The sequence below is a fragment of the Denitratisoma sp. agr-D3 genome, from assembly GCF_054658675.1.
The window spans coordinates 421,758-443,866 of sequence record NZ_BAAGIA010000003.1; the positions used below are offsets into that span (position 1 = coordinate 421,758).

Below are 22,109 nucleotides of genomic sequence, written 5' to 3' on the forward strand. Positions count from 1 at the left end.
TCGAGCCTCCCGTTCAGCGGAAAAGCGAAGAGCCTCGGCTTATCTCAAGCGCACCGGCACCATGCCGCGCAAGCCGTTCACGAACCACAGGGCCGAGGCCCGTTCCACGTCGGCGCGATGCAACACGGCTTCGCGTACCTCGCCCCGGGCCAGCAGTTCCGCCCGCAGCGTGCCGGGCAACAGGCCGCAGGACAGGGCCGGGGTCAGGCGCTGGCCGTCCACTTCCGCAACGAGATTGCCCTTGGTGAACTCGGTCACCTCGCCCCGCTCGTTGTAAAGCAGGGTGTCGAAACAGCCGCTGTCCGGCGGCGGCGCATGGCGCTCGTACATGGGGCGGTGCGTGGTCTTGTGGCGCAGGAAAAGATCGCCGCCATCCACCGGCGCGGCGGCCCAGGCCACGGCGTAGTGGTCCGGCGTCGGTTCCAGGGCATAGGCCTCGCCGGTGATGGCGCCATCGCGGTCCAGCAGCAGGCGCACCCGCCACGTGCCCTGGGCATGGGCCGCGGCCAGGTCCGCCAGGGCATCCCGCAGCGCGGGCTCGGACCAGGCGAAACCGAAGTGGGCGGCACTGGCCGCCATGCGGGCCAGATGGCGATGCAGCAAGGGATAGCAGCCAGACTCCAGGCGCAGGGTTTCCAACAGGCGGAAGCCGGCGCTGGCGCGCCAGAGGAAGCGGCCCTTGGCTTGCCATTCGGCGCCCTCCCCCGCCGCCGTGGCGTCGAGGGTGATACCGCTGCCGATGCCGCATTCCACCGCCTCGCCGCGCCACAGCACGGTGCGGATGCCGACGCTGAAGGTGGCATGGCCGCCGGGGCGGATCACCCCCAGGGCGCCGCAATAGGGGCCGCGCGGGGAAGTTTCCCGCTCGGCGATGGATTGCATGGCGGTGACCTTGGGCGCGCCGGTGACGGAACCGCAGGGAAACAGGGCGGCGAACAGGTCGACCAGGCCGATGTCCGGTCGGGTGCGGCATTCGACGCTGGAGGTCATTTGCCACACACTGGGCAGGGGCTCGACGGTGAACAGGCGCGGCACCGCCACGCTGCCGGTGACGGCGACCCGGGACAGGTCGTTGCGCAGCAGGTCCACGATCATCAGGTTTTCCGCCCGCTCCTTGGCCGACGCCGCCAGGGCGGAAGCCGCCGCTGCGTCCTGCGTCGGGTCGGCGTGGCGCGGGGCGGTACCCTTCATGGGCCGGGTGGCGAGGCGCCCGGCACCGTCCCAATCGAAAAACAGTTCCGGCGAGACCGACAGCACCTGCCAGTCGCCTCCGTCCAGGTACAGCCCATAGCCCCCCGGCTGGGCCCGGCGCAGGGCGGCAAATAGGGCCTCGGGCGCGCCCTGGCCCTGGGCGCGCCAACGGGTGGTGTGATTGCTTTGGTACAGGCGCCCGCACCGGATGTCCTCGTGGATCGCGGCGATGTCGGCCTCGAAGCGGGCGGCGTCGATTTCAGCCCGCCAGGGCGTGCAGGCGAAATCCGCCGGCACGGGGCTTGGCCCCGCCTGGGGAGCGTCGAACAGGGCGAACCAGGCCAGGGGAAAATCCGCCAGGGCGGGCCGCACCGTCAGGGCCGGGTCGAAGGCCGGCGCCGCCTCGTAGGCCACCAGGCCCAGCGCCCACTGTCCCTGCCGGGCCGCCGCCTCGGCGGCCGCGATCACGCCCCGGACCTGATCGGGCCGCCAGGCCACCAGCACCTGGCGCGGGGCTTGGAAGGCGAGCATTTGAGCATCAGCCTCTCCAGGGAATTCAAGACGGGCGTACATGGGGCGGGCGGCGGGAATGGGCGGCAGGCAAGGGGGTTGAACGGGGCAGCGACGCGGCCTGGACGGAAAAGGCCGGTGCCGTGCGCAGGCGCCATTGTGCCGGAGCGACCCCCATCGCGGGGAGAAAGCGCCGCCTGGCCCCACCCGCCGCCCCACCTCGACTACCATGGAGACTTCCACCGCCTCGTTCGGAGCCTTGTCCATGCTCGAGCCCTACGATCCCGCCGACCTGATTCACCCCCATATCGACGATTGGGACACCCTGGCGGAGTTCTACTACTCCCTCAACGACAAGGTGCCCAGCATCGAGGGCGACGTGGCCCGCCTGCGCCGCCAGCCCCATGACCTGCATCTGGTCGCCGATCTGTTCCGCGCCCTGCACAACATCAAGGGCGACGCCGCCATCTGCAAGGTGAACTTCGGCGTGCTGCTGGCTCACCCGGTGGAAACCCTGCTGTCCCGGCTGCGCAGCGGCGAAGTGCCCTTCAGCGACCTGCTGGCGGACCTGATCCTGCTGGCCCTTGACCGGCTGGAAATGGCCACCGAAACCGTGTTCAACCGCCACGGCATCGACCAGTTGCACCTGCCGGCCCTGGTGGACGGTTTCAACGCCCTCAACTCCCTGCCCGCCGACCAGGTGGAGACGGCCGCCGCCTCCCTGATCGAGGGCATCACCGGCTTCCGCCCCGGCCTGGCCTCGGCCCAGGTCAAGCCTGCCCCCGTCCATGCCAAGGCCGCGCCGGGGCGCAAGGAACACGTCCCGGACCTGGACTTTTTCCGCCACCTGGCCCTGCAACTGGAAGCCCGTTCTCCCCACTTCAAGGGTCGCGGCGGCCGCCTGCTGCGCCTGGCCCTGGAAACCAACAAAATGGCCGGCGACCCGGTAGACCCGGTGCAATTGGAAGCAGCGGTGCACCTGCACGACCTGGGCATGATGTTCCTGCCCGAAAGCGTCTGGCTCAAGGCCGATCGCCTGAGCGAGACCGACCGCAAGGCCCTGGCCGAACACCCCTCCCTGGGCGCCGGCCTGCTGGCGCGCATGCCCGGCTGGAGCGAGGCCGCGCGCATCGTCCTCGAACACCACGAAATGCCCGACGGCGGCGGCTATCCCCGCGCCCTCAAGGGCGACGCCATCTGCCCCGGCGCCAAGATCCTGGCCATCGCCGACGCCTTCGAGGCGGTCACCCTCAAGCACAGCCACCGGGGCGAACGCCGCTCCCTGCTGCGGGCCGTGGCCGAAGTCAATGCCTGCGACAAACAGTTCGACCCCTTCTGGATCGGCCATTTCAACGAGGTCATCCGGCGCATGGGATAAAGTCCGTTTTTCCCCAAGACCCACCCCCAAGGAAAAACGATGGACATCGCCCAACTCGCCCAGACCCGCCACACCTGCAAGTCCTATGACCCGACGCGGAAAATTCCCGCCGACCAGGTCGAGCAACTGAAGACCCTGCTCCGCTTCGCCCCCTCTTCCGTCAACTCCCAGCCCTGGCACTTCATCCTGGCCGCCACGGATGCCGGCAAGGCCCGCATGGCCAAGGCCGTCGAGCAAGGCAGTTACAGCGCCAACAAAGCCAAGATCCTCAACGCCTCCCACGTGGTCGCCCTCTGTGCCCGCACCAGCGTCGACGACGCCCACCTGGCTGCCCTGCTGGCCGAAGAGGAAAAAGCCGGTCGCTTCGCCACCACCGAAGCCAAGGAGATGCAGCACAAGGGTCGCAGCTTCTACGTGAACATGCACCGCTTCGACCTCAAGGACACCCAGCACTGGATGGAAAAACAGGTGTACCTGGCCCTGGGCACCCTGCTCCTGGGCGCCGCCGCCCTGGGAATCGACGCCACCCCCATCGAGGGCTTCGACCCCAAGATCATCAACGAGGAATTCGACTTGCGCAGCCAAGGCCTCAGCAGCGTCGTGCTGGTGGCCCTGGGTTACCGCAGCGGCGAGGATTTCAATGCGAAGCTGCCGAAAGCGCGGCTGCCGTTGGATCAGGTGCTGACGGAGGTGTAAGCCCCCGAATGCTGGGAGCCATAGAAAAAGCCAGGATGACTCCTGGCTTTTCCTTTGCTCCACGCCGATGACGTTCGGCCCACAGCCCTGCGAACTGTCCCCAGCCGCACAGCGGAAGGTTGAGCAGAGACAAGTCCGTGAGCGAATTTTCGATATACGCTTTCGGACTGGCGCGCATATGATGCAAGCCTGATCTCAGAGGTGCCCCATGATCAAAATTCGCAGGTACATGCAGTACCAGATGGGCGGCTTGGTTCTCCTGATTGGTCTGGCCTTCAGCATGGGCGGTTACGCCTTGATGAGCAAAATGGCCGAGGAGGATGCGGAGACGGCCTTGCGGTTGATCACCGGGGAGTCGGGTTATGCCGTCGATCACTTGCTGCAACCGGCAACGACCCTGCTCAAGCTGCTGGCGAACGTGCCCGACCTGAAAACAGGCAAGGAAGCGGACTGGATGGTCCGCCTTCCCGCGCAAGCATCCTTATTACGCGACAACACGATGCTCTCCAGCGTCTATGTCGGCGGGCCCCAGGGCCAATTCTTGGTCTTGCGCATACTCAGAAGCGACTGGGATCGCCAGCGTTTCCAGGCCCCGCCCCAGGCACACTGGCTGGTGCAACTGCAAAGGGTCAACAAGGCCGACGGCGAGGACCAATACTGGATCAGCCTGGATGAGCAACTCAAGGTGCTGACCCGCCAGCGTGCGACGTTCGGCGCCGACTACGATCCCCGCACCCGGCCTTGGTATCGTGCCGGCCGGGACGGCGACGGCGTGATGCGCACGCCGGTGTACACCTTTTATTCGACAGGAAAAACGGGCATCACCCTGACCAACCACATGGGACAGGGATGGGTGATCGCCATGGACATTCATGTCGAGTCACTCGAACCGGAATTGGCCAAGCTGGCCCAGGACTACGCCGCCCGTATCGCCCTGTTTGAAAACACTGGCGCGATCGTTTCCGCCGACAAAAGCGAAAAGGGAACGGATGTGTTCTTCAAGACGCTGGTGGAAAAGACGCAGGTCGCCGACGGGAAGGCGTTCAAGTGGATGGTGGACCCCGAGGGGCGGTATTGGTGGATGGGGACGGCGAAAGTCCACCTGGAGAAGGTCGATGATCTTCTGCTCCATGTTGCCGTGCCTCGCGACAGACTGTTGGCCAAGGCACAGCAACTACGGGACTTCCTTCTGGCGGTGACCATGCTGATCACCGCCCTGACCCTGCTACTTGCACGACGCAACGCCACGCGGATTTCCTCCGTCTTCCAGACGCTGGCTGAACGCGCCAATGCACTGGTGAATTTTGATTTTCGCTCGTTCAAACATTCCGACACAAAGATCGCGGAAATTGCCCAACTGGAAGCCGGGCTTGAGCAGGCCCGCACGACTTCAGCGAACTTCTTGCTGCTGCTGGAAAAGGTTGCGTGCGAAACGGACCTGGAGAAACTGCTGCCCCTCGTGCTGGAGGAAACAACCAGCGCCGCCCAGGGAGAAAATGCCTGGCTCTATATCCACGACGGTACGGCCTGGCATTTGCGCGGGCAACGTGGCGCATCCGGGGAAAGGGATTGGCTGGCGGAATGGTTGTCCTACCCGGATGCCGTGCGCAGCGAGCGACGCCCGACGGAAAAGGAAAGCAACGGACATCACGCCCTGATGCTGCCCCTGTCCGGACGTCGCGGACACTTGCTGGGGCTCCTGATCATTGAACGGTCCGCGCCCTTCAGCGAACACCACCGGAACTTCGTCGCGGCGCTGTCCGGCTTTGCCGCTTTGACCTTGGAATCAAGAGAGCTGATTGCCCAGCAAAAGCAACTCTTCGAGTCCTTCATCAAGTTGCTGGCGGAAGCGGTCGATGCCAAGAGTCCCCATACCGGCGGCCACTGCCACCGGGTTCCCATCCTGACCGAGTGGCTGGTCGAACTGGCCGACCGCAGCGACGCCCCCTGTGTCGCCCACTTCAACCTGGACGACGAACTGCGCGAGGCGGTGCACATTGCCGCGTGGCTGCATGACTGCGGAAAAGTGGTGACGCCTGAATACGTAGTGGACAAGGCCACCAAGCTGGAGTCCCTGTACGACCGGATTCATGAAATCCGCATGCGGTTCGAGGTGTGCAAGCGCGAAGCGGAGTTGGCGCTGTGGCAGGCAGCCCATCCCGAGGGCTTGCCAGCGGCGGAAAAGGAGCGCCTGGCAGGCGAGTTGAAGGCCCTGGATGAGGACTTTGCCTTCGTGGCCGAGTGCAATCTGGGCTGTGAAAAAATGTCGGATGAGGCAATCGATCGCATCCAGCGGGTGGCGGCCAGGACCTGGACGCGCACCCTGGATGATCGCCTGGGGATTTCCCACGACGAAATGCGTCGTCGTGCCGACCATGACAGCGACACGTTACCGGCCCAGGAGTATCTGCTCAGGGATCTGGCGGAGCACCAGATTGCCCGCCCACCAGGACAAGCGTTCACGGACGACAATCCGTGGGGCTTCAAGATGCGGGTGCCGGCGCTGCTTTACGACCGTGGCGAAGTGAAAAACCTGTCCATCCAGCGCGGCACGCTGACCGACGAGGAGCGCTACAAAATCAACGAACATATCGTTCTGACCATCAAAATGCTGGAGTCCATGCCTTTCCCCAGACACTTGATGAACGTGCCCGAAATCGCCGGCGGACACCACGAGCGCATAGACGGCCAGGGTTACCCCCGCGCCATTCCCGCCAGTTCTCTCAGCATACCTGCGCGCATGATGGCCATTGCCGACGTTTTCGAGGCGCTCACCGCGACCGACCGGCCCTACAAGGCGGGCAAGAGTCCCGAGGAGTCGCTGGAGATCATGCGCAAGATGTCTCTGGGGGGACACCTCGACGTCGAACTGTTTGAACTGTTTGCCCAGTCGGATATTCCTGCCCGCTATGCCACGCAGTTCCTCACGAAGGACGTCGCCCCCGCGCCCTTGCGACAAAACTGACTTGCCTTCGGACGACAGGCCTTCAGCGGTCGGGGAAAACCACCCCCACCCGCAAGCCCCTCGCCGCATTCCCCTCGCCCAAACTCAACTTCGCCTCATGCAGGTCAGCAATCCAAGCAATATTCTCCAGCCCCATAGCATTGACACAATGTAGCCATAGGGATACAGTCGTCCCATGATTGAGATCCGCAAGACGGACATCTTCGCCAAGTGGCTTGCCGATTTACGCGACCTGCAAGGACGAGCGCGAGTCCAGGCTCGAATTGAGCGCCTTGCTGCCGGCAACCCCGGCGATGTCGAGCCTGTGGGCGAAGGCGTATCGGAATTGCGGATCAACTACGGCCCCGGTTATCGGGTCTATTTCAAACAGCGAGGGCGGGAACTGATCATTCTCTTGGCGGGTGGCGACAAAAGCAGCCAAGCCCAAGACATCAAGACCGCTTTGCGCCTCGCCCGCCATCTTTCGGAGTAGCCGCCATGACTAAGACCACAACCACTCGCTACGATGTCGCCGAATACCTCCGCACCCCGGAGGAAATGGCCGCGTACCTTGAAGCCTGCCTGGAGGAAGCGAATGGCGACGCGGCTTTCATTGCCAAGGCCTTGGGCGACATTGCCCGTGCCAAAGGCATGACCCAAGTTGCCCACGATGCAGGCCTGTCCCGGGAAAGCCTTTACAAGGCCCTCTCCGGGGAGCGCAGCCCTGGCTTTGACACCATTCTCAAAGTCATCGGCGCCCTGGGTTTAAAGCTGCACGCCGAGGCCAATCCTGGATAAGCCAAACCTCGCAGAATCCAAAAACGAGAATTCGACGGGCAATCACCAGCCCTGAAGTTCAGACCCGCTTGAATTCCAGACAGATACGCAGTCCCACCATCCCTTGCCGGCCGTCGCCATCCTCCAGCGATAGCATCGCCCCATGCAGGTCTGCGATGCGTGCGACGATGGCCAATCCCAGCCCCGCTCCTTCCGCCACGCCGACGGCGTCGCCGTGGCGATAGAAGCGGTCCAGCACCCGTTCGTGAGCCTCGGCGGGGATGCCGGGGCCGCTGTCTTGCACCCATAGGCGGCGGCCGGCCACCCCGACTTCGATGGCGCCGCCCTCAGGGGTGTAGCGGATGGCGTTTTCCAGCAGGTTGCGCAGCAGCACCTGCAACAGGGCGGGGTTGCCCTGGATGGCCTGGGGTTGGTCGGGGCCCTCGCCGATGTTCACCTCCAGGCTCTGCCGTTTTGCCAGGGCCTGGGGCATGGCAAGGGCGGCGGCTTCCGCCGCCAGGGTGGGCAGGTCCACGAGCTTCGGCGCCTGGGCCGACTGCTGCTGGCTCAGGGGGTCGAGCCGGGCCAGGGTGAGCAGTTGTTCCACCAGATGGGTCATGCGCGCCACGCCGGCTTCCACCTGGGCCAGGGACTGGTTGCGTTGGGCCTCGTCGCTGGCGCGGCGCGCCACCTGGGCCTGGACCTTGAGGGCGGCCAGGGGAGTGCGCAGTTCATGGGCGGCGTCGGCGGTGAAGTTGCGCTCGTTCTGCATGGCCGTGTCCACCCGCTGGAACAGGTCGTTGATGGCGGTCACCAGGGGCGCCACTTCCAGGGGCATGGCCTGATCGGCGACGATGGGGTCGAGCCGTTGCGGCTGGCGATGGCGGACCTGGGCGGCGATGGCGGAAAGGGGCCCCACCGCCGCGCCGACGGCGAACCAGATGGCCGCCGCCAGCAAGGGCAGCCCCAGCAGCAGGGGCGCCATCAGGCGCAGGGCGATGTCCCGGGACAGCTCGTCCCGCACGTCGTGGCTTTGGGCAACGAAGACCCGGTGGTGGTTTTCCGCCAGGGGCGGGCTGGCGTCCTGCTGGCTGTAGAAGCGCCAGGTGTCGCCGTTCCAGTTCCGTTCGGAAAAGCCGTCGTCGTGGGCCACCGGCTCGGCAGGGGCATTGTCGGAGCGCACCAGCAAGGTCGGCTGGCCGCTGCGGGTGGCCCAGATCTGGAACAGGATTTTTTGTTGGTAGCGGTGCAGGTGCTGGCGGTCTTCGTCCTGCCCATGATCGTGGCGATGGCGGCGCCCGCTGGACGATTCAGCCAGAAGCTGGTCCGGGTTCAGTTGGGCGGGATTGGCGGTGTCGGCGATCACCAGCAGGGCCTGGGCCACCTCGGCCAGTTGGGCGTCGAAGATCTCGTCGGCCTCGTGGTGGGCGCGGACGTAGCTGCTGGCGGCCACGGCCAGCCAGACCAGGCCGGTGACCAGGGTCAGCGCCCAGAGCAGGCGGCGACGCAGGGAGTAGACCGCCGTGGCGGTGACGGGCGCGGCCATCAGGCGTCCTTGTCGATCATGTAGCCGACGCCGCGCAGGGTGCGGATCAGGCTGCTGCCGCACTTCTTGCGCAGGTGGTGGATGTGCACTTCGATGGCGTTGGATTCGATGCCCTTGTCCAGGGCATAGAGCTGGGCCTCCAACTGCTGCCGAGTGAGCACCCGGCCGCGCTGGTTGAGCAGCAGTTCGAGCAGGGCGTATTCTCGCGCCGAGAGTTCCACCGGCTGGCCGGCCAGGGATACCTGGTGGGCGGCGGGGTCCAGCACCAGGTCGCCGTGACGGATCAGCGGATCGGCCCGACCCGTGGCGCGGCGGATCAGGGCGCGCAGGCGGGCGCCCAGTTCGTCCAGGTCGAAGGGCTTGACCAGGTAGTCGTCGGCGCCGGCGTCGAGGCCGGCAATGCGGTCGGGCACCGTGTCGCGGGCGGTGAGCACCAGCACCGGGGTAGCGTCGCCCCGCCCGCGCAGGCTCTTGAGCACCGCCAGGCCGTCCTTCCTGGGCAAGCCCAGGTCCAGCACCACGGCGGCAAAGGGCTCGGCGGCGGGCAGCACCAGCAGGGCCAGGGCGGCCTCGCCGTCCTTGACCCATTCGGCGACGTAGCCCAGTTGCCCCAGGCCGGCCCGCAGGCCGTCCCCCAGCAGGGGATCGTCTTCCACCAGTAACAAGCGCATAGGGTTGGTTCGCTCCGCGTCGGCGATGGCCGGCATGTTACCGCTGGCCGCCGCCGTCCGCGCCGTCGCCGTCCTCGTCCAGGTCCCACAGTTGGTGGGCGTCCAGTTGCAGGCGGGCGGCGCTTTCCCGGGCATCGGCCCGGGCCAGCAGGGCCGTCAGGTCGGCCTCGTGGGCCTGGCGTTGGGCCAGCAGCCATTGGGCCAGGTCGGCTTCGCCCAGCAGGCGGGCGCGCTCGGTCAATTGGGCGGCCTGGCGGGTCTGACGTGCAGCGGCGTCGGCCCGCAGCCAGCTTTCATAGGCCGCCTCGGCCTGGGCCACCAGGGACGCGGCCTCGGCCTGGACCTTGCGCCGCACTGCCGCTTCCTGGCTGGCTGCCGCGCTGGCCAGGGCGAGCTGGCCGCGGGACACCGCGCCCCGGGCCGAGCCCGGCAGGGGAATGGTCAGGCTGAGGCCGACGATGCGCTGGTCCCCACCAGTTTCCGAGCCCAGGCGCAGGCCCAGGGAAGGATCGGGCACCCGCTCGGCATCGGCCCGCTGGGCCAGCAACTGGGCCCGGCGCGACTCGGCGCTGGCCATGGCGAGTTCGTGATTGTGTTCGAGGATGAGGCTCAGCCAATCGGCGCCAGCGGGGGACGCGGGCGCCGCCGGCAGCACGTCCACCGGCGTGGCGATGCCGGGGAAACGGGCGCCCAGCTCGGCGGCGGCCATGGCAGCGCGGCCCTCGGCCTGGCGCACAGCGGCCCGGGCCTGGGCGGCGGCGGCCTCGGCCTGCAATGATTCCAGCTTCGAGGCGTCCCCCAGCTTGACCCGTTTCGCCACCGCCTCGGCCTGCTTCACCAGGGTGTCGGCCTGGCGCTGCCAGAGGGCGACGGAGCCAGTTTCGCGCAGCGCGGCGAACCAGAGCTTGAGCAGGCGGCGCGAGCTTTCATGGAGGGCATCACCCAGGGCTACCCGACCCCAGGCCACGCCCTGCTCGCCGATTTCGCCGTCGAGGCGGGCCTTGCCGGGCAGACGTAGGGGACGCTCCAGGTTCACCGACCATTCGGGATAGCGCTGGTTGCTGCTATCCACCCGGCGCCGGGCCGATTCCAGGCGCAGGCTGGTTTCGTGGCTGCCGCTGTCGAGGCGGTCGCGGTTGGCCTCCTCCGCCAGCAGTTGGGCACGGGCGGCAGCCACCTCGGGACTTTGCCGGATCAGGCGCGCGGCGCTGTGGGGCGGCGGCAGGTCGGCGGCGTCCTGGGGCGCGGCATGGACCGCGACGGCCAGACCGAGGACAAGGAGGAAACCATAGCGTTGCCGTGTCATTCGATTCTCCCCGCGTCCAGAATCGGCGTGATCCAATAAAAGAGATGAGCCCCGGCCAGGTTCTGTCGCAGCAGGTCCACCAGGGCCTGGGCGGTTTCCGGCGGCACCACCAGGCGCACCGTGGTGCGGCGGGCGCTGCCCCGCACCTGTTCGGCCGGGGACAGCAGTTCCACCGCCGCGCCGTGACCTTCACCCTGGGTGGTGGTGAAGCCCCGCACCAGCTCGGGATGGGCCAGCAACAGGTCGATCACGGTGTCCTCCACGGCGGGGGGCACCACCAGGGTCAATAGGACATTGCCAGTGAAGTCAGTCATCGCCCTTGCTCCAACCGGTTGAGCTACACCGTGGCGAGCCGTCAATGGCGCACTCCGTCATTCCCGCGCAGGCGGGAATCCAGGGGCTTTGCCTGAACGTCGCGGGATCCCCGCCTGCGCGGGGATGACGAATGGGGATCGTGGGGTTACACATACGGAGAGTTCCCGTTTAAGACTGAGTACGCGCCGCAGGCGCCACGCCGAAGCGACGGTAGAACACCGGCAACAGCAGCAAGGTCAGGGCCGTGGAACTGACCAGCCCGCCGATCACCACGATGGCGAGGGGACGCTGGATTTCCGATCCCGGCCCGCTCGCCAGCAGCAGCGGCACCAGGCCAAAGGCGGCGATGGAGGCCGTCATCAGCACCGGCCGCAGCCGGCGCTTGGCGCCCTCCACCACCACCCGGGCCATGGGCAGGCCCTGGGCCAGCAGTTGATTGAAGTAGCTGACCATCACCACGCCGTTCAGCACGGCGATGCCGAGCAGGGCGATGAAGCCCACGGACGCCGGCACCGACAGATATTCGCGGGCGATGAGCAAGGCGAACACGCCGCCCACCAGGGCGAAGGGAATGTTGGCCAGTACCAGCACCGCCTGGCGCACCGAACGGAAGGTGGACATCAGCAGCAGGAAGATCAGCAGCAAGGCCACGGGTACCACCACCGCCAGGCGGGCCGCCGCCCGTTGCTGGTTCTCGAACTGGCCGCCCCAGACGATGTGATAGCTCTCGGGCAGCTTGATCTGCTGCGCCACCTTGGCCTTGGCCTCGTCGACGAAGCCCACCAGGTCGCGGTCGCGCACATTGCTCTGGACCACCACGTAGCGTTGGGCGTTTTCCCGGTTCACCTGTACCGGACCGTCCACCCGTTCCAGCTTGGCCACGGCGGACAAGGGCACCGCCGCGCCCGTGGGCGTGGCCAGGCGCAGGTCGGCGAAGCGGGCGTAGGAAGCCCGCAGGTCGTCGTCACCGCGTAGCAGCAGCGGCGTACGCCGCGTGGGTTCGATGACGATGCCGGCCGGCCAGCCTTCCACCAGGGTGCGCAACTGGTCCTCCACGGCGGTCATGGTCAGGCCCAGGCGCCCGGCGGCAAGGGGATCGACGGCCACCTTGAGGTATTGCACGCCGTCGTTCTTGACGGTGAACACGTCCTCGGCGCCGGCGATGGTCTTGACCGTGGCGGCGATTTGGCCGGCCAGGGCGTTGAGCTGGCCCATGTCGGTACCGTAGAGCTTGATGGCCACGTCGCCGCGCACGCCGGTGAGCATTTCCGACACCCGCATCTCGATGGGCTGGGTGAAGGTGTAGGCCACGCCGGGGAAGTCCTCCAGCACCTTGCGCAATTCGTCCATGAGCCAGGTCTTGTCGGCCTTGCGCCATTCCTTGATCGGCTTGAGGATGAGGAAGCTGTCGGTCTGGTTGAGGCCCATGGGATCGAGACCCAGCTCGTCGGCGCCGCTGCGGGCGACGATGCCCTTCACTTCCGGCACCCGCTCCATGAGGCTGGCCTGCACCCGGCGATCCAATTCCTGGGTCGCGGCGAGACTGATGGACGGCAGCTTTTCCAGCTGCACGATGAGGTCGCCCTCGTCCATGGTGGGCATGAAGGTCTTGCCGATGAAGGTGTAGGCCACGCCGGCGGCCAGCAGCAGACCGAGGGCGGCGTAGCTGGCCTTGCGCCCGTTGGCCAGCACCTTGTCCAGCAGGGGCGCGTAAAGGGCGTTGAGCTTGCGCACCAGCCAGGGCTCGTGGGGCTCGCCCTGGTGCAGCAGGTAGGAGGACAGCACCGGCACCACAGTGAGCGCCAGCAGCAGGGAGGCCGACAGGGCGAAGACGATGGACAGGGCCACGGGCACGAACAACTTGCCCTCCAGGCCCTCCAGGGTCATCAGCGGCAGGAAGACAATGACGATGATGGCGATGCCCGACACCACCGGGGCCGTCACTTCCTTCACCGCGCGATAGATCAGGTGCAGCTTGGGCAGCCGGGCCAGGGCATCCTGGCGGGTGAGCTGGGTTTCGACGTTCTCCACCACCACCACGGCGGCGTCCACCAGCATGCCGATGGCGATGGCCAAGCCGCCCAGGCTCATGAGGTTGGCGGAAAGGCCGACGCTGTTCATCAGGATGAAAGTGCCCAGGGCCGAGAGCGGCAGGATCAGCGCCACCACCAGGGCCGCGCGCAGGTTGCCGAGGAAGGCCAGCAGCAGGATCACCACCAGCACGATGGCTTCGATCAGGGCCTTGGACACGGTGCCCACGGCCCGCTCCACCAGGGCGCCCCGGTCGTAGAAGGGCACGATCTTGACGCCCTCGGGCAGGGTCTTTTCGATCTCCGCCAGGGTCGCCTTGACGCCGTCCACCACCTGCTGGGCATTGGCGCCGCGCAAGCCCAGCACCAGGCCTTCCACCGCCTCGCCCTGGCCGTCCTTGCTCACGGCGCCGTAGCGCGTCAGGGCGCCGATGCGTACCTGGGCCACGTCGCCGACGCGGACGGGGATGCCTTGCACGGTGGCGATGACCCGCGCCCGCAGGTCGTCCAGGCTCTTGACGCTGCCCTCGGCCCGCACCAGCAGGGTTTCCTCCCCTTCGCTCAAGCGCCCGGCACCGTCGTTGCGGTTGTTGGCTTCCAGGGCTAGGCGCAACTGTTCCAGGCTCAGGCCTCGGGCGTTCAGCGCCGCCACGTCGGGCACCACCTCGAAGGCCTTGGCCAAGCCGCCCAGGCTGTTCACATCCGCCACGCCGCGCAGGGTGCGCAGCCGGGGCCGGATGGTCCAGTCGAGCAGGGTGCGCTTTTCCTCCAGGGACAAGGGGCCCTCGATGGTGAACATGAACATCTCACCCAAGGGCGTGGTCAGGGGCGCCAGACCGCCGCCGACGCCGGGCGGGAAATCGGCGGCGACGTTGGCGAAGCGTTCCGCCACCTGCTGCCGTGCCCAGTAAACATCGGTACCTTCGTCGAAGTCGATGGTGATGTCGGCGAGGGCATACTTGGCCGTGGCGCGCAGCACCTTTTCGTGGGGGATGCCCAGCAGTTCCTGCTCCAGGGGCACGGAGACCCGGGCCTCCACTTCCTCCGGCGTCATGCCCGGCGCCTTGACGATGATCTTCACCTGGGGCGTGGACACGTCGGGGAAGGCGTCGATGGGCAGGGCCTGAAAGGCGGCCACGCCGGCGCCGATCAGCAACAGGGTGGCCATCAGCACCAACAGACGCTGGGTCAGGGAAAACTCGACGATGCGATGGAACACGGCCTTACTCCTTGCCGGCCGTGCGTTGCGCCTCGAGGGCGGCCTTGAGGGCAGCCACGCCCTTCGTCGCCACGCGGCTGTCGGCCTTGAGAGGCGCGGCGATCAGTACGCCGCCGGCCGCCTCGGCGACCACCTTGACCGGCAAGGGCGAGAACCCCTTGGCGGTTTCGAGAAACACATGGGGTTCCGGCAGGCGGACCAGGGCGGCGCCCGGAATGCGCCAGAGCGCCGCGCCGGCAGCGCTGGCGGCGGTCGCCACCTGGGCCTCCACCGCCTGACCGGGCCGTAACGCCTCGACGCCCTGGTCGATGCGGGCGCGCAGGGTCAGGGTCTGGCTGTTGCCCAACTGGCGGCCGACGTTCACCAACTGGCCCTTGGCCGCCGTGTCCTTGACCGTCACCGCCAGGCCCGGCTTGAGGTTGTCCGCCAGCACCGCCGGCACCTGGATTTCCAGCCACAGAGTGCTGAGCTTGCCGATGCGGAACAGGGGCGCGGCGGCTTCCACCCGCTGCCCCGGCACCGCATTCTGTTCCAGCACCGTGCCGGCGATGGGCGCGCGGATCGTGCCGTCGCCACCGGCCATCTGCAAGGCGCCACTGCTTTGCCGTGCCAGGGCGGCGGCCTCGGCGGCGCTGGCGCGGGTGGCTGCCAGGCGCGATTCGGCGATGATGCCCTCGGCGTACAGAGCCTCGTCCCGCTTCAGGCTGCGCCCGACCAGGTCGGCCTGGCTGCGGGCGACGATGCTGTTGCGTTGCAGTTCCAATAACTGGGGGCTGGCCAGGCGGGCCAGCACCTGCCCCGCCTTGACCGTGTCGCCGGCGGCCACCGTCACCTGCTCCACCATGCCGGCCAGGGGCGCGGCGACCACCCGCAACTGGTCGAGGGGCACCACCACCTGGGCCGGCAAACTGGTGGCCGCGCCCTGGCTGGCGGCCTGGGCCGCCTCGGTTTGGATACCCAGGTTCTGGCGCTGGGCGGCGCTCAAGGCCACCTCTTCGCCGGCCCAGGCGGCGCCTGCCGCGAGGAACAGCGCCGCCAGGGGCAGCAAGGACAAACGCTTGGCAAAAACACTCATGGCAAATCCCATCGTGACGATGGGCACCATGATGAGGGGACAGGATTAAGCGGACATTAACGGGCCGATGCCGGTATCGCTCGCCCCATGCCGAGCACGAATGCGGTCTTCAGCCTCGGCCCTTGCGCAGCACCAGGGCGATGCCGCCCAGGATCGCCAGGGAAGCCAGGATCAATCGGGGCGTCGCCGCTTCGCCCAGCAGCAACACGCCGCCGATGGCGGCCAGGGGCGGCACGCTCAGTTGCACCGTGGCGGCGCTGCCGGCCTGGAGGGCGGGCAGCACCCGGTACCAGAGGGCGTAGCCCAGGCCCGAGGCGAGCACGCCCGAGGCCAGGGCATAGGCGACGCCCGTCGCCGACACCGGCACGGCCCCAGCCAGCAGGCGCTGTAGCGCGGCGAGGACCAGGGCCGGCGCCACGGCGCGGAGGAAGTTGCCGGCGGTGACGGCGGTGGGGTCGCCGCCCTGGCGCCGGCCGCGCAGGGAATAGATCCCCCAGGCCAGGCCGGCCATGGCCATCAGCAGGGCGCCGCCCAAGGGGGGCGCGGTCAGGCCCGGCAGCAGCAGGCCCACCAGCCCGGCACAGGCGGCGGCAAACCCCAACCATTGACGCCGACTGAAGCGTTCACCCCGGTGCAGGCCGTAACCGATCATGGTCACCTGCACCACGCCGAACAACAGCAGCGCCCCGGTGGCGGCGGTGAGGTCGAGATAGGCGTAGGAAAAAGCGGCGGCATAGGCGAACAAGGCCAGGGCCGAGGGCCAGTCGCCGCGCCGGACAGTCTCGCCCCCGCTGCGCAGGCGCAACAGCAGCGCCAGGGTCAGGGCGCCGGAAGCGATGCGCAACAGGGTGAAGTCCGCCGCACCGATCTCGCCCAGGCGCAGGGCCAGGCGGCAGAACAGGGAGTTGGCGGCGAAGGCGGCCATGGTCAGAAAGGTGAGGAAGACGATGCGGATGGGGGCCATGGGTGTTGTGAAATGGGCGGGTGCTTTACGGGCGTGAAGGTTCGCGATATTGACATCACGACCGCCACGGGTCCACCATCGGCCAAGGTTGCGGGGCGACGGACTTCACGGCAGGCGACATGACCGGCCCCATCGCTTGACGCCATCATGCCCGACCGACGATAACGAGAGTGGGAGAACGAGATGGGTGTCGCGGTATTGCTCGACCTGGTGGGCGGCGTCTCGCTGCTGCTGTGGGGTCTGCACATGGTCCACAGCGGCGTCATACGGGCCTTCGGCGCCCGTATCAAGCGCCTGCTGGGCACGGTGTTGAAGAACCGGATCAATGCCTTCCTGGCCGGACTCGGCGTGACGGCCCTGCTCCAGAGCAGTACGGCCACCGCCTTGATGCTGTCCTCCTTTTCCGCCTCGGGCATGGTGGAACTGGCGCCGGCCATGGCGGTGATGCTCGGCGCCAACGTCGGCACCACCCTCATCGTTCAGCTCCTGTCCTTCGACTCGTCCGTCATTTCTCCCCTGTTGCTGTTCAGCGGCGTCATCGCCTTCAAGCGCGGCGCGAAAACCATGACCCGCGACCTGGGTCGGGTCGCCATCGGCCTGGGCTTGATGCTGCTTTCCCTGCACCTCCTGCTCGACACCCTGGCACCGGCGGAAAACGCCCCGGTCGTGCGGGAACTCCTGGCCGCCATCACTGGCGATCCGCTGCTCAATCTGTTGATCGGCGCCCTGCTCACCTGGGCCGCCCATTCCAGCGTCGCCACGGTGTTGATGGTGATGTCCCTGGCCCTCACCAATTTCATCACCCTGCCCGCCGCCTTGGCCCTGGTGCTGGGTGCCAACCTGGGCAGCGCCATGAATCCCCTGCTGGAAGGGCTGGCTAGCGGCAACCCTGCCCATCGTCGCTTGCCCATGGGCAACCTGCTCAACCGCATCCTCGGCTGCGTCATCTTTTTGCCCTTCCTGACGCCGCTGGCCGAACTCATCGGTCGCATCGACCCACAACCCGTGCGCGTCGTCGCCGACTTTCACACCCTGTTCAACGTGGTGATGGCGATTGTGTTCCTCATTCCCTTGACGCCCATCGCCAGGTTCCTGGTACGGGCGCTGCCGGAACGCAAGGACGCCACCGATGCGGCCATGCCCCTGTATCTGGACGAGAGCGTGGTCGAACTGCCCTCCGTCGGCCTTGCCTGCGCCTCCCGGGAAACCCTGCACATGGGCGACCTGGTGGAAAGCATGCTGCGCCAGGGCATGACCGCCCTGCTCACCAACGACCGCAAGCTGGTCGCCGAGGTGTCCCGTCTCGACAACGCCGTGGACAGCCTGCACGAGGCGATCAAGCTCTATCTGGTGAAGCTGACCCGGGACAGCCTGGAGGAAGCGGAAGGTCGCCGGGCCATGGAAATCATGGCGCTATCGATCAACCTTGAGCACATCGGCGACATCGTGGACAAGAACCTGATGGAACTGGCCGGGAAAAAGATCAAGCGCCAGGCCCAGTTTTCCCAGGAAGGGGCACGGGAGTTGGAGGAATTCCATCGCCTCATCATCGACAACCTGAAATTGTCGTTCAGTATTTTCCTCTCCGGCGACGTCCGGCTGGCCCGGCAACTGCTCGCCGAGAAAACCCGCATTCGCGAACTGGAAATGGCCGCGGCGGAAAACCACCTGGCCCGGTTGCGGGAAGGCCGTGTGGAAAGCATCGAAACCAGTTCCCTCCACCTGGACATCCTGCGCGACCTGAAGCGCATCCATTCCCACATCTGCGCCACCGCCTATCCCGTGCTGGAAGCGGCCGGCGAACTCCACCCCAATCGCCTCAAGACCCCGGGCGACACCGCGACCGAGCCCCCGGCGGACGGCCTCGCCGCGTCCTGAACCCGGTCAGAGGGGCAGTTCTCCCTGGATCAGCCCGACCTCCTCGTCGGCGGCCGGCACCAGGGCGCCGACTCGCACGCCGAGCAGGCGCAGGCGACGGTCCAGGGGCACCCGACGCAGACACTCCCCCGCCGCGCGGCGGATAGTGGCGGCGTCGGCGGTGGCCTCGGCCAGGGAGACGTCCCGGGTCACGGTGCGGAAGTCGTCGTAGCGCAGCTTGATGCCGATGGTGCGCCCCCGGTAGCGCTTGCGTTGCAAGTCCTCGGCGACCCGGGCGCAGAGGCGGGTGAAGATCTCGCCGAGGAGTGCGCGGTCCTGCCTGGGGTGCAGATCCCGCTCGAAGGTGGTTTCCCGGCTCACGGACTTGGGCTCGCTGCGGGTGGCCACCGGACGATCGTCCTCGCCCCGGGCCACCCGCAGCAACCAGGCAGCGTAGCTGAGGCCGAAGTGCTGCTGCAACAGGCTGGGCCGGGCCTGGGCCAACTCGCCGATGGTGGCGATGCCCAGGGCCGCCAGCTTTTCACCGGCCTTGGGACCGATGCCGTTGATCTTGCGTGCCGGCAGGGGCCAGATGCGGGTCGGTACGTCCTCGGCGCCGAGCAGGGTAATGCCGTCCGGCTTGTCCAGGTCGGAGCCGATCTTGGCCAGCAGCTTGTTGGGGGCGATGCCGATGGAACAGGTCAGGCCCGTGGCGTCGAACACCGCCTGCTTGAGGCGGCGTGCCAGGGTGAGGCTGTCGTCGGGCAGATCGGTGAGGTCGATGTAGATTTCGTCGATGCCCCGGTCTTCGATACGCGGGGCGATGGCGGCCACGGCGGCCTTGAACAGGCGCGAGTAGCGGCGATAGGCGTCGAAGTCGGTGGGCAGCAGCACCGCCTCGGGCGCCAACTGCGCCGCCTTCATCATGCCCATGGCGGAAAACACGCCCAGGGCCCGGGCCGGATAGGTGGAGGTGGTGACCACGCCGCGCCCGACGTAGTCCTTGAGCCGCTGGAAATCGTGGCCGCCGTCGGCCCGGGGCAGCGGCTGATGCTGGCGCCCGCCCCCCACCACCACGGCCTGGCCCTTGAGCTCGGGATAGCGCAACAGCTCCACCGAGGCGAAGAAGGCGTCCATGTCGAGATGGGCGATGCGGCGGGCAGGGGGCTGGAGGGCGGGATCAGGCATACTTTGTAACATTTTAAGGAAAGCCCCCGAGAATCGGCTGGGTACACTGCCGCGATGAACCGGAAACCCATGGTCTGGCTGGTGGACGACGACCCCGAGTTGCGCAGCCTGCTGGACACTTTCTTGAGCGAGGAAGGCTTCGAGGTCCGCGCCTTTCCCGATACCCGCGACGTGGAACGGCGCCTGAGCCGGGAACGGCCCGACATCCTGGTGCTGGACCGCATGCTGCCTGGCGAGGACGGCCTCGACCTGTGCCGCCGCATCCGCGCCGGCGGTGACGACGTGCCGATCATCATGCTCACCGCCAAGAGCGAGGCGGTGGACCGCATCGTCGGCATCGAGAGCGGCGCCGACGACTACCTGGGCAAGCCCTTCGTGCCGCGCGAGTTGACGGCCCGCATCCACGCCCTGCTGCGGCGCCGGGCGCCGTTGCCGGCGGGCTCGCCGATGCTGGACCAGGACGTGCTCGCATTCGGCCCCTGCCGCCTCGACTTCGCCAGCCGCAGCCTGTGGCGGGGAGCGGAAAAGCTCACCCTCACTTCCGGCGAATACTCCCTGCTCAGCGCCCTGGCCCGCCACCCGCACCGCCCCCTGACCCGGGAGCGTCTGGTGGAGTTGGCCCGGGGGCCGGGCTCCGCCACCTTCGAGCGCAGCATCGACGTCCAGATCTCGCGGCTGCGCAAGATGATCGAGGCCAACCCGGCCAAGCCCCAGTTCATCCAAACCGTGTGGGGCTACGGCTACGTCTTCGTGCCGGACACGGCGGAATTCGAACCCCGGTGAGATTCCGCCTCGACTCCCTCTACCTGCGCCTCGCCCTGGTGCTGGCGGTCGCCCTATTAGCCGGCTTTTTCACCGTGGGCTGGTTGTTCCACCACCACATGGAGCAGGACCGCGCCCGGGGCGTGCGCCACGGCCTGGCGGAGCAGGCGCGCCTGATCGAATCCTTCCTCGCCCGCCATCCCGACGACGCGCTGCCCGAGTCGGACGACCTGAACCTGTACCGTGGCGAGGCACCGCCGGACACCGAACCGGGCACGCCCTTCTTCTCGCCGCCAGACCTGGCAAGCCGCCTGGAAGAAGACCTGGGGCGACCGGTGACCCTGCGCCATGGCGTCAAGGAAGACAGCCTCTGGCTGCGCCTGGCGCTACCGATACCGACCTGGTGGCGACTCCCCCTCCCGCCCCGCCACGACGGACCACCACGCTTCGGCGAGGGCCCCGGCATGATGCCGGGCGCGCCCCCCGGCCCCCCGGGCCGACGGGGCGTGGAACCCTGGACCTGGGGGCTGCTGGTGAGTTTTGCCGTGGTCTTTGTCGGCGGCATGGCCCTGCTGTGGCGGGTACAGGTTCCCCTGCGCCAACTGGAGCAGGCCCTGGACAAGATCACGCCCAACGCCACGCCCGTGCCCCTCGAACTGCACGGCCCGGGTGAGGTGAAGCGGCTGGCGGAGCGCTTCAACCGCATGATGGCGCGATTGCACCAACACGAACAGGATCGTGAGGTGATGCTGGCCGGCGTCGCCCACGACCTGCGCGCCCCGGTGACGCGGTTGCGCTTGCAACTGGAATTGGAGAACAGTCCGCGGCAACAGGACATGCTACGCAACCTGAGCAGCATGGAAGCCATCGTCGACCAGTTCCTGCTCTATGCCCGTGGCGGCGAGGCGGAGGCCAAGACCGAGTGGGAACTCAACGCCTTCCTCGCCGAGGTGGCGGCCCCCTACGAGGATCAGGGCGTGTCCTGCCACACCGAGGCCACCGATACGATCCTGCCGATCCAGGCCAGCAGCCTGCGCCGCGCCCTGTGCAACCTGATCGAGAATGCCCTGGAATACGGTGCGACACCGGTGGAAGTCAGCCTCCTTCAGGACAACGAACGGATCATGCTGCGGGTGCGGGACCATGGTGCCGGCATCGCCGCCGCCGACCAGGCCAGGGCCCTGCGGCCCTTCACTCGCCTCGATGAATCCCGAGGCCGCCAGGGCCATTGCGGCCTCGGCTTGTCCATCGCCAACCGCATCGCCGAATCCCACGGCGGCCACCTGGTGCTGGAAGCCGCCCCTGGCGGCGGTCTGCAAGCCAGCATCGTGCTGCCCAGAACCGCCTGAGCCAGGGCGTCACCGACACAAAACAGCACCGGGCCGAGCGGCAAAAATCGCCGCACAAACACCACACCGACGGCAACAATGACCGCCATCGACGGCAATTGCCGCCAGATCGAGACGCGGCACGACGTCAGTCTTTCGACAGAGATGTGAACAGAGTGTTAATGAACTGTTAACACCTTCGACGACCATTCACACAACCTTGTAAACCCGCTCACAGAGAGGGTTTACAAGGTTCCACCCGGTTAATTTCTGTTCACACTTTAGGCGGCTGCGCGGGCTCATATTTCGCTGAATAAGACCGTTACCGGAAACAAGGATCCAGCCCCGAGGC

Annotated in this window: 17 protein-coding genes; 8 read left to right on the forward strand and 9 right to left on the reverse strand. The window is 67.3% G+C overall.

The features are described from left to right. Nucleotides 1–39: 39 nt before the first annotated feature. Nucleotides 40–1,722 (reverse strand): chorismate-binding protein, encoded by a 1,683-nt coding sequence (locus ACYQ2U_RS10570; RefSeq protein WP_459950328.1) that lies wholly within the window; start codon nucleotides 1,720–1,722, stop codon nucleotides 40–42. 244 nt (nucleotides 1,723–1,966) lie between these two features. On the opposite strand from ACYQ2U_RS10570, the gene ACYQ2U_RS10575 reads away from it, so the two are divergent. The 5 genes from ACYQ2U_RS10575 to ACYQ2U_RS10595 all read left to right on the forward strand — a co-directional run bounded on the left by ACYQ2U_RS10575 (nucleotide 1,967) and on the right by ACYQ2U_RS10595 (nucleotide 7,517). Beyond that, nucleotides 1,967–3,079 (forward strand): HD-GYP domain-containing protein, encoded by a 1,113-nt coding sequence (locus ACYQ2U_RS10575; protein WP_459950329.1) that lies wholly within the window; start codon nucleotides 1,967–1,969, stop codon nucleotides 3,077–3,079. Between the two features lie 39 nt (nucleotides 3,080–3,118). Beyond that, nucleotides 3,119–3,775, forward strand: a complete 657-nt coding sequence (nfsB, locus tag ACYQ2U_RS10580) for an oxygen-insensitive NAD(P)H nitroreductase (protein WP_459950330.1) — start codon at nucleotides 3,119–3,121, stop codon at nucleotides 3,773–3,775. 307 nt (nucleotides 3,776–4,082) lie between these two features. Continuing rightward, entirely contained in the window at nucleotides 4,083–6,740 is a 2,658-nt protein-coding gene (locus tag ACYQ2U_RS10585; RefSeq protein WP_459950331.1) for an HD domain-containing phosphohydrolase, read from the forward strand. A gap of 175 nt (nucleotides 6,741–6,915) precedes the next feature. Further along, nucleotides 6,916–7,212, forward strand: coding sequence for a type II toxin-antitoxin system RelE/ParE family toxin (locus ACYQ2U_RS10590; RefSeq protein WP_459950332.1), 297 nt, complete (start codon nucleotides 6,916–6,918; stop codon nucleotides 7,210–7,212). Nucleotides 7,213–7,217: 5 nt separating this feature from the next. Further along, entirely contained in the window at nucleotides 7,218–7,517 is a 300-nt protein-coding gene (locus ACYQ2U_RS10595; protein ID WP_459950333.1) for an addiction module antidote protein, read from the forward strand. A 58-nt stretch (nucleotides 7,518–7,575) separates the two neighbouring features. On the opposite strand, the gene ACYQ2U_RS10600 is transcribed toward ACYQ2U_RS10595, so the two are convergent. The 7 genes from ACYQ2U_RS10600 to ACYQ2U_RS10630 form a co-directional block, all read right to left on the reverse strand. Further along, a complete protein-coding gene (locus ACYQ2U_RS10600; protein WP_459950334.1) occupies nucleotides 7,576–9,042 on the reverse strand; it encodes an ATP-binding protein in 1,467 nt (488 codons plus the stop codon). Continuing rightward, entirely contained in the window at nucleotides 9,042–9,713 is a 672-nt protein-coding gene (locus tag ACYQ2U_RS10605) for a response regulator (RefSeq protein ID WP_459950335.1), read from the reverse strand. The genes ACYQ2U_RS10600 and ACYQ2U_RS10605 overlap by 1 nt, the downstream gene beginning before the upstream one ends. Before the next feature lie 37 nt (nucleotides 9,714–9,750). Beyond that, the gene (locus ACYQ2U_RS10610; RefSeq protein ID WP_459950336.1) at nucleotides 9,751–11,019 is read right to left on the reverse strand and encodes a TolC family protein; all 1,269 of its coding nucleotides are present in this window, start codon (nucleotides 11,017–11,019) and stop codon (nucleotides 9,751–9,753) included. Then, nucleotides 11,016–11,333 carry a DUF3240 family protein gene (locus ACYQ2U_RS10615; protein WP_459950337.1) on the reverse strand — a complete coding sequence of 106 codons (318 nt, stop codon included), beginning with the start codon at nucleotides 11,331–11,333 and terminating at the stop codon, nucleotides 11,016–11,018. Before ACYQ2U_RS10615 ends, ACYQ2U_RS10610 begins: the two co-directional genes overlap by 4 nt. A gap of 169 nt (nucleotides 11,334–11,502) precedes the next feature. Next, entirely contained in the window at nucleotides 11,503–14,583 is a 3,081-nt protein-coding gene (locus ACYQ2U_RS10620; protein WP_459950338.1) for an efflux RND transporter permease subunit, read from the reverse strand. Nucleotides 14,584–14,587: 4 nt separating this feature from the next. Further along, the gene (locus tag ACYQ2U_RS10625) at nucleotides 14,588–15,658 is read right to left on the reverse strand and encodes an efflux RND transporter periplasmic adaptor subunit (protein WP_459950339.1); all 1,071 of its coding nucleotides are present in this window, start codon (nucleotides 15,656–15,658) and stop codon (nucleotides 14,588–14,590) included. A gap of 109 nt (nucleotides 15,659–15,767) precedes the next feature. Further along, nucleotides 15,768–16,622, reverse strand: a complete 855-nt coding sequence (locus ACYQ2U_RS10630; protein WP_459950340.1) for a DMT family transporter — start codon at nucleotides 16,620–16,622, stop codon at nucleotides 15,768–15,770. A gap of 183 nt (nucleotides 16,623–16,805) precedes the next feature. Here ACYQ2U_RS10630 and ACYQ2U_RS10635 point away from each other — a divergent pair, with 183 nt between their 5' ends. Further along, nucleotides 16,806–18,500, forward strand: a complete 1,695-nt coding sequence (locus ACYQ2U_RS10635) for a Na/Pi cotransporter family protein (RefSeq protein WP_459950341.1) — start codon at nucleotides 16,806–16,808, stop codon at nucleotides 18,498–18,500. 6 nt (nucleotides 18,501–18,506) lie between these two features. Here ACYQ2U_RS10635 and dinB read toward each other — a convergent pair whose 3' ends face one another. Further along, a complete protein-coding gene (gene dinB, locus ACYQ2U_RS10640) occupies nucleotides 18,507–19,667 on the reverse strand; it encodes a DNA polymerase IV (protein WP_459950342.1) in 1,161 nt (386 codons plus the stop codon). A gap of 54 nt (nucleotides 19,668–19,721) precedes the next feature. Here dinB and ACYQ2U_RS10645 point away from each other — a divergent pair, with 54 nt between their 5' ends. Both ACYQ2U_RS10645 and ACYQ2U_RS10650 read left to right on the forward strand, forming a co-directional pair. Then, nucleotides 19,722–20,450 (forward strand): response regulator, encoded by a 729-nt coding sequence (locus tag ACYQ2U_RS10645; RefSeq protein WP_459950343.1) that lies wholly within the window; start codon nucleotides 19,722–19,724, stop codon nucleotides 20,448–20,450. Continuing rightward, complete coding sequence (locus ACYQ2U_RS10650; RefSeq protein ID WP_459950344.1) at nucleotides 20,447–21,778, forward strand: ATP-binding protein; 1,332 nt, start codon at nucleotides 20,447–20,449, stop codon at nucleotides 21,776–21,778. Before ACYQ2U_RS10645 ends, ACYQ2U_RS10650 begins: the two co-directional genes overlap by 4 nt. Nucleotides 21,779–22,109: the final 331 nt, after the last annotated feature.

Excerpts from the sequence above, each read along its gene's own strand:
- ACYQ2U_RS10570 (WP_459950328.1), bottom strand. The coding sequence starts at position 1,722 with ATGCTCGCCTTCCAAGCCCCGCGCCAGGTGCTGGTGGCCTGGCGGCCC.
- ACYQ2U_RS10575 (WP_459950329.1), top strand. The coding sequence starts at position 1,967 with ATGCTCGAGCCCTACGATCCCGCCGACCTGATTCACCCCCATATCGAC.
- nfsB (WP_459950330.1), top strand. The coding sequence starts at position 3,119 with ATGGACATCGCCCAACTCGCCCAGACCCGCCACACCTGCAAGTCCTAT.
- ACYQ2U_RS10585 (WP_459950331.1), top strand. The coding sequence starts at position 4,083 with ATGGCCGAGGAGGATGCGGAGACGGCCTTGCGGTTGATCACCGGGGAG.
- ACYQ2U_RS10590 (WP_459950332.1), top strand. The coding sequence starts at position 6,916 with ATGATTGAGATCCGCAAGACGGACATCTTCGCCAAGTGGCTTGCCGAT.
- ACYQ2U_RS10595 (WP_459950333.1), top strand. The coding sequence starts at position 7,218 with ATGACTAAGACCACAACCACTCGCTACGATGTCGCCGAATACCTCCGC.
- ACYQ2U_RS10600 (WP_459950334.1), bottom strand. The coding sequence starts at position 9,042 with ATGGCCGCGCCCGTCACCGCCACGGCGGTCTACTCCCTGCGTCGCCGC.
- ACYQ2U_RS10605 (WP_459950335.1), bottom strand. The coding sequence starts at position 9,713 with ATGCGCTTGTTACTGGTGGAAGACGATCCCCTGCTGGGGGACGGCCTG.
- ACYQ2U_RS10610 (WP_459950336.1), bottom strand. The coding sequence starts at position 11,019 with ATGACACGGCAACGCTATGGTTTCCTCCTTGTCCTCGGTCTGGCCGTC.
- ACYQ2U_RS10615 (WP_459950337.1), bottom strand. The coding sequence starts at position 11,333 with ATGACTGACTTCACTGGCAATGTCCTATTGACCCTGGTGGTGCCCCCC.
- ACYQ2U_RS10625 (WP_459950339.1), bottom strand. The coding sequence starts at position 15,658 with ATGAGTGTTTTTGCCAAGCGTTTGTCCTTGCTGCCCCTGGCGGCGCTG.
- ACYQ2U_RS10630 (WP_459950340.1), bottom strand. The coding sequence starts at position 16,622 with ATGGCCCCCATCCGCATCGTCTTCCTCACCTTTCTGACCATGGCCGCC.
- ACYQ2U_RS10635 (WP_459950341.1), top strand. The coding sequence starts at position 16,806 with ATGGGTGTCGCGGTATTGCTCGACCTGGTGGGCGGCGTCTCGCTGCTG.
- dinB (WP_459950342.1), bottom strand. The coding sequence starts at position 19,667 with ATGCCTGATCCCGCCCTCCAGCCCCCTGCCCGCCGCATCGCCCATCTC.
- ACYQ2U_RS10645 (WP_459950343.1), top strand. The coding sequence starts at position 19,722 with ATGAACCGGAAACCCATGGTCTGGCTGGTGGACGACGACCCCGAGTTG.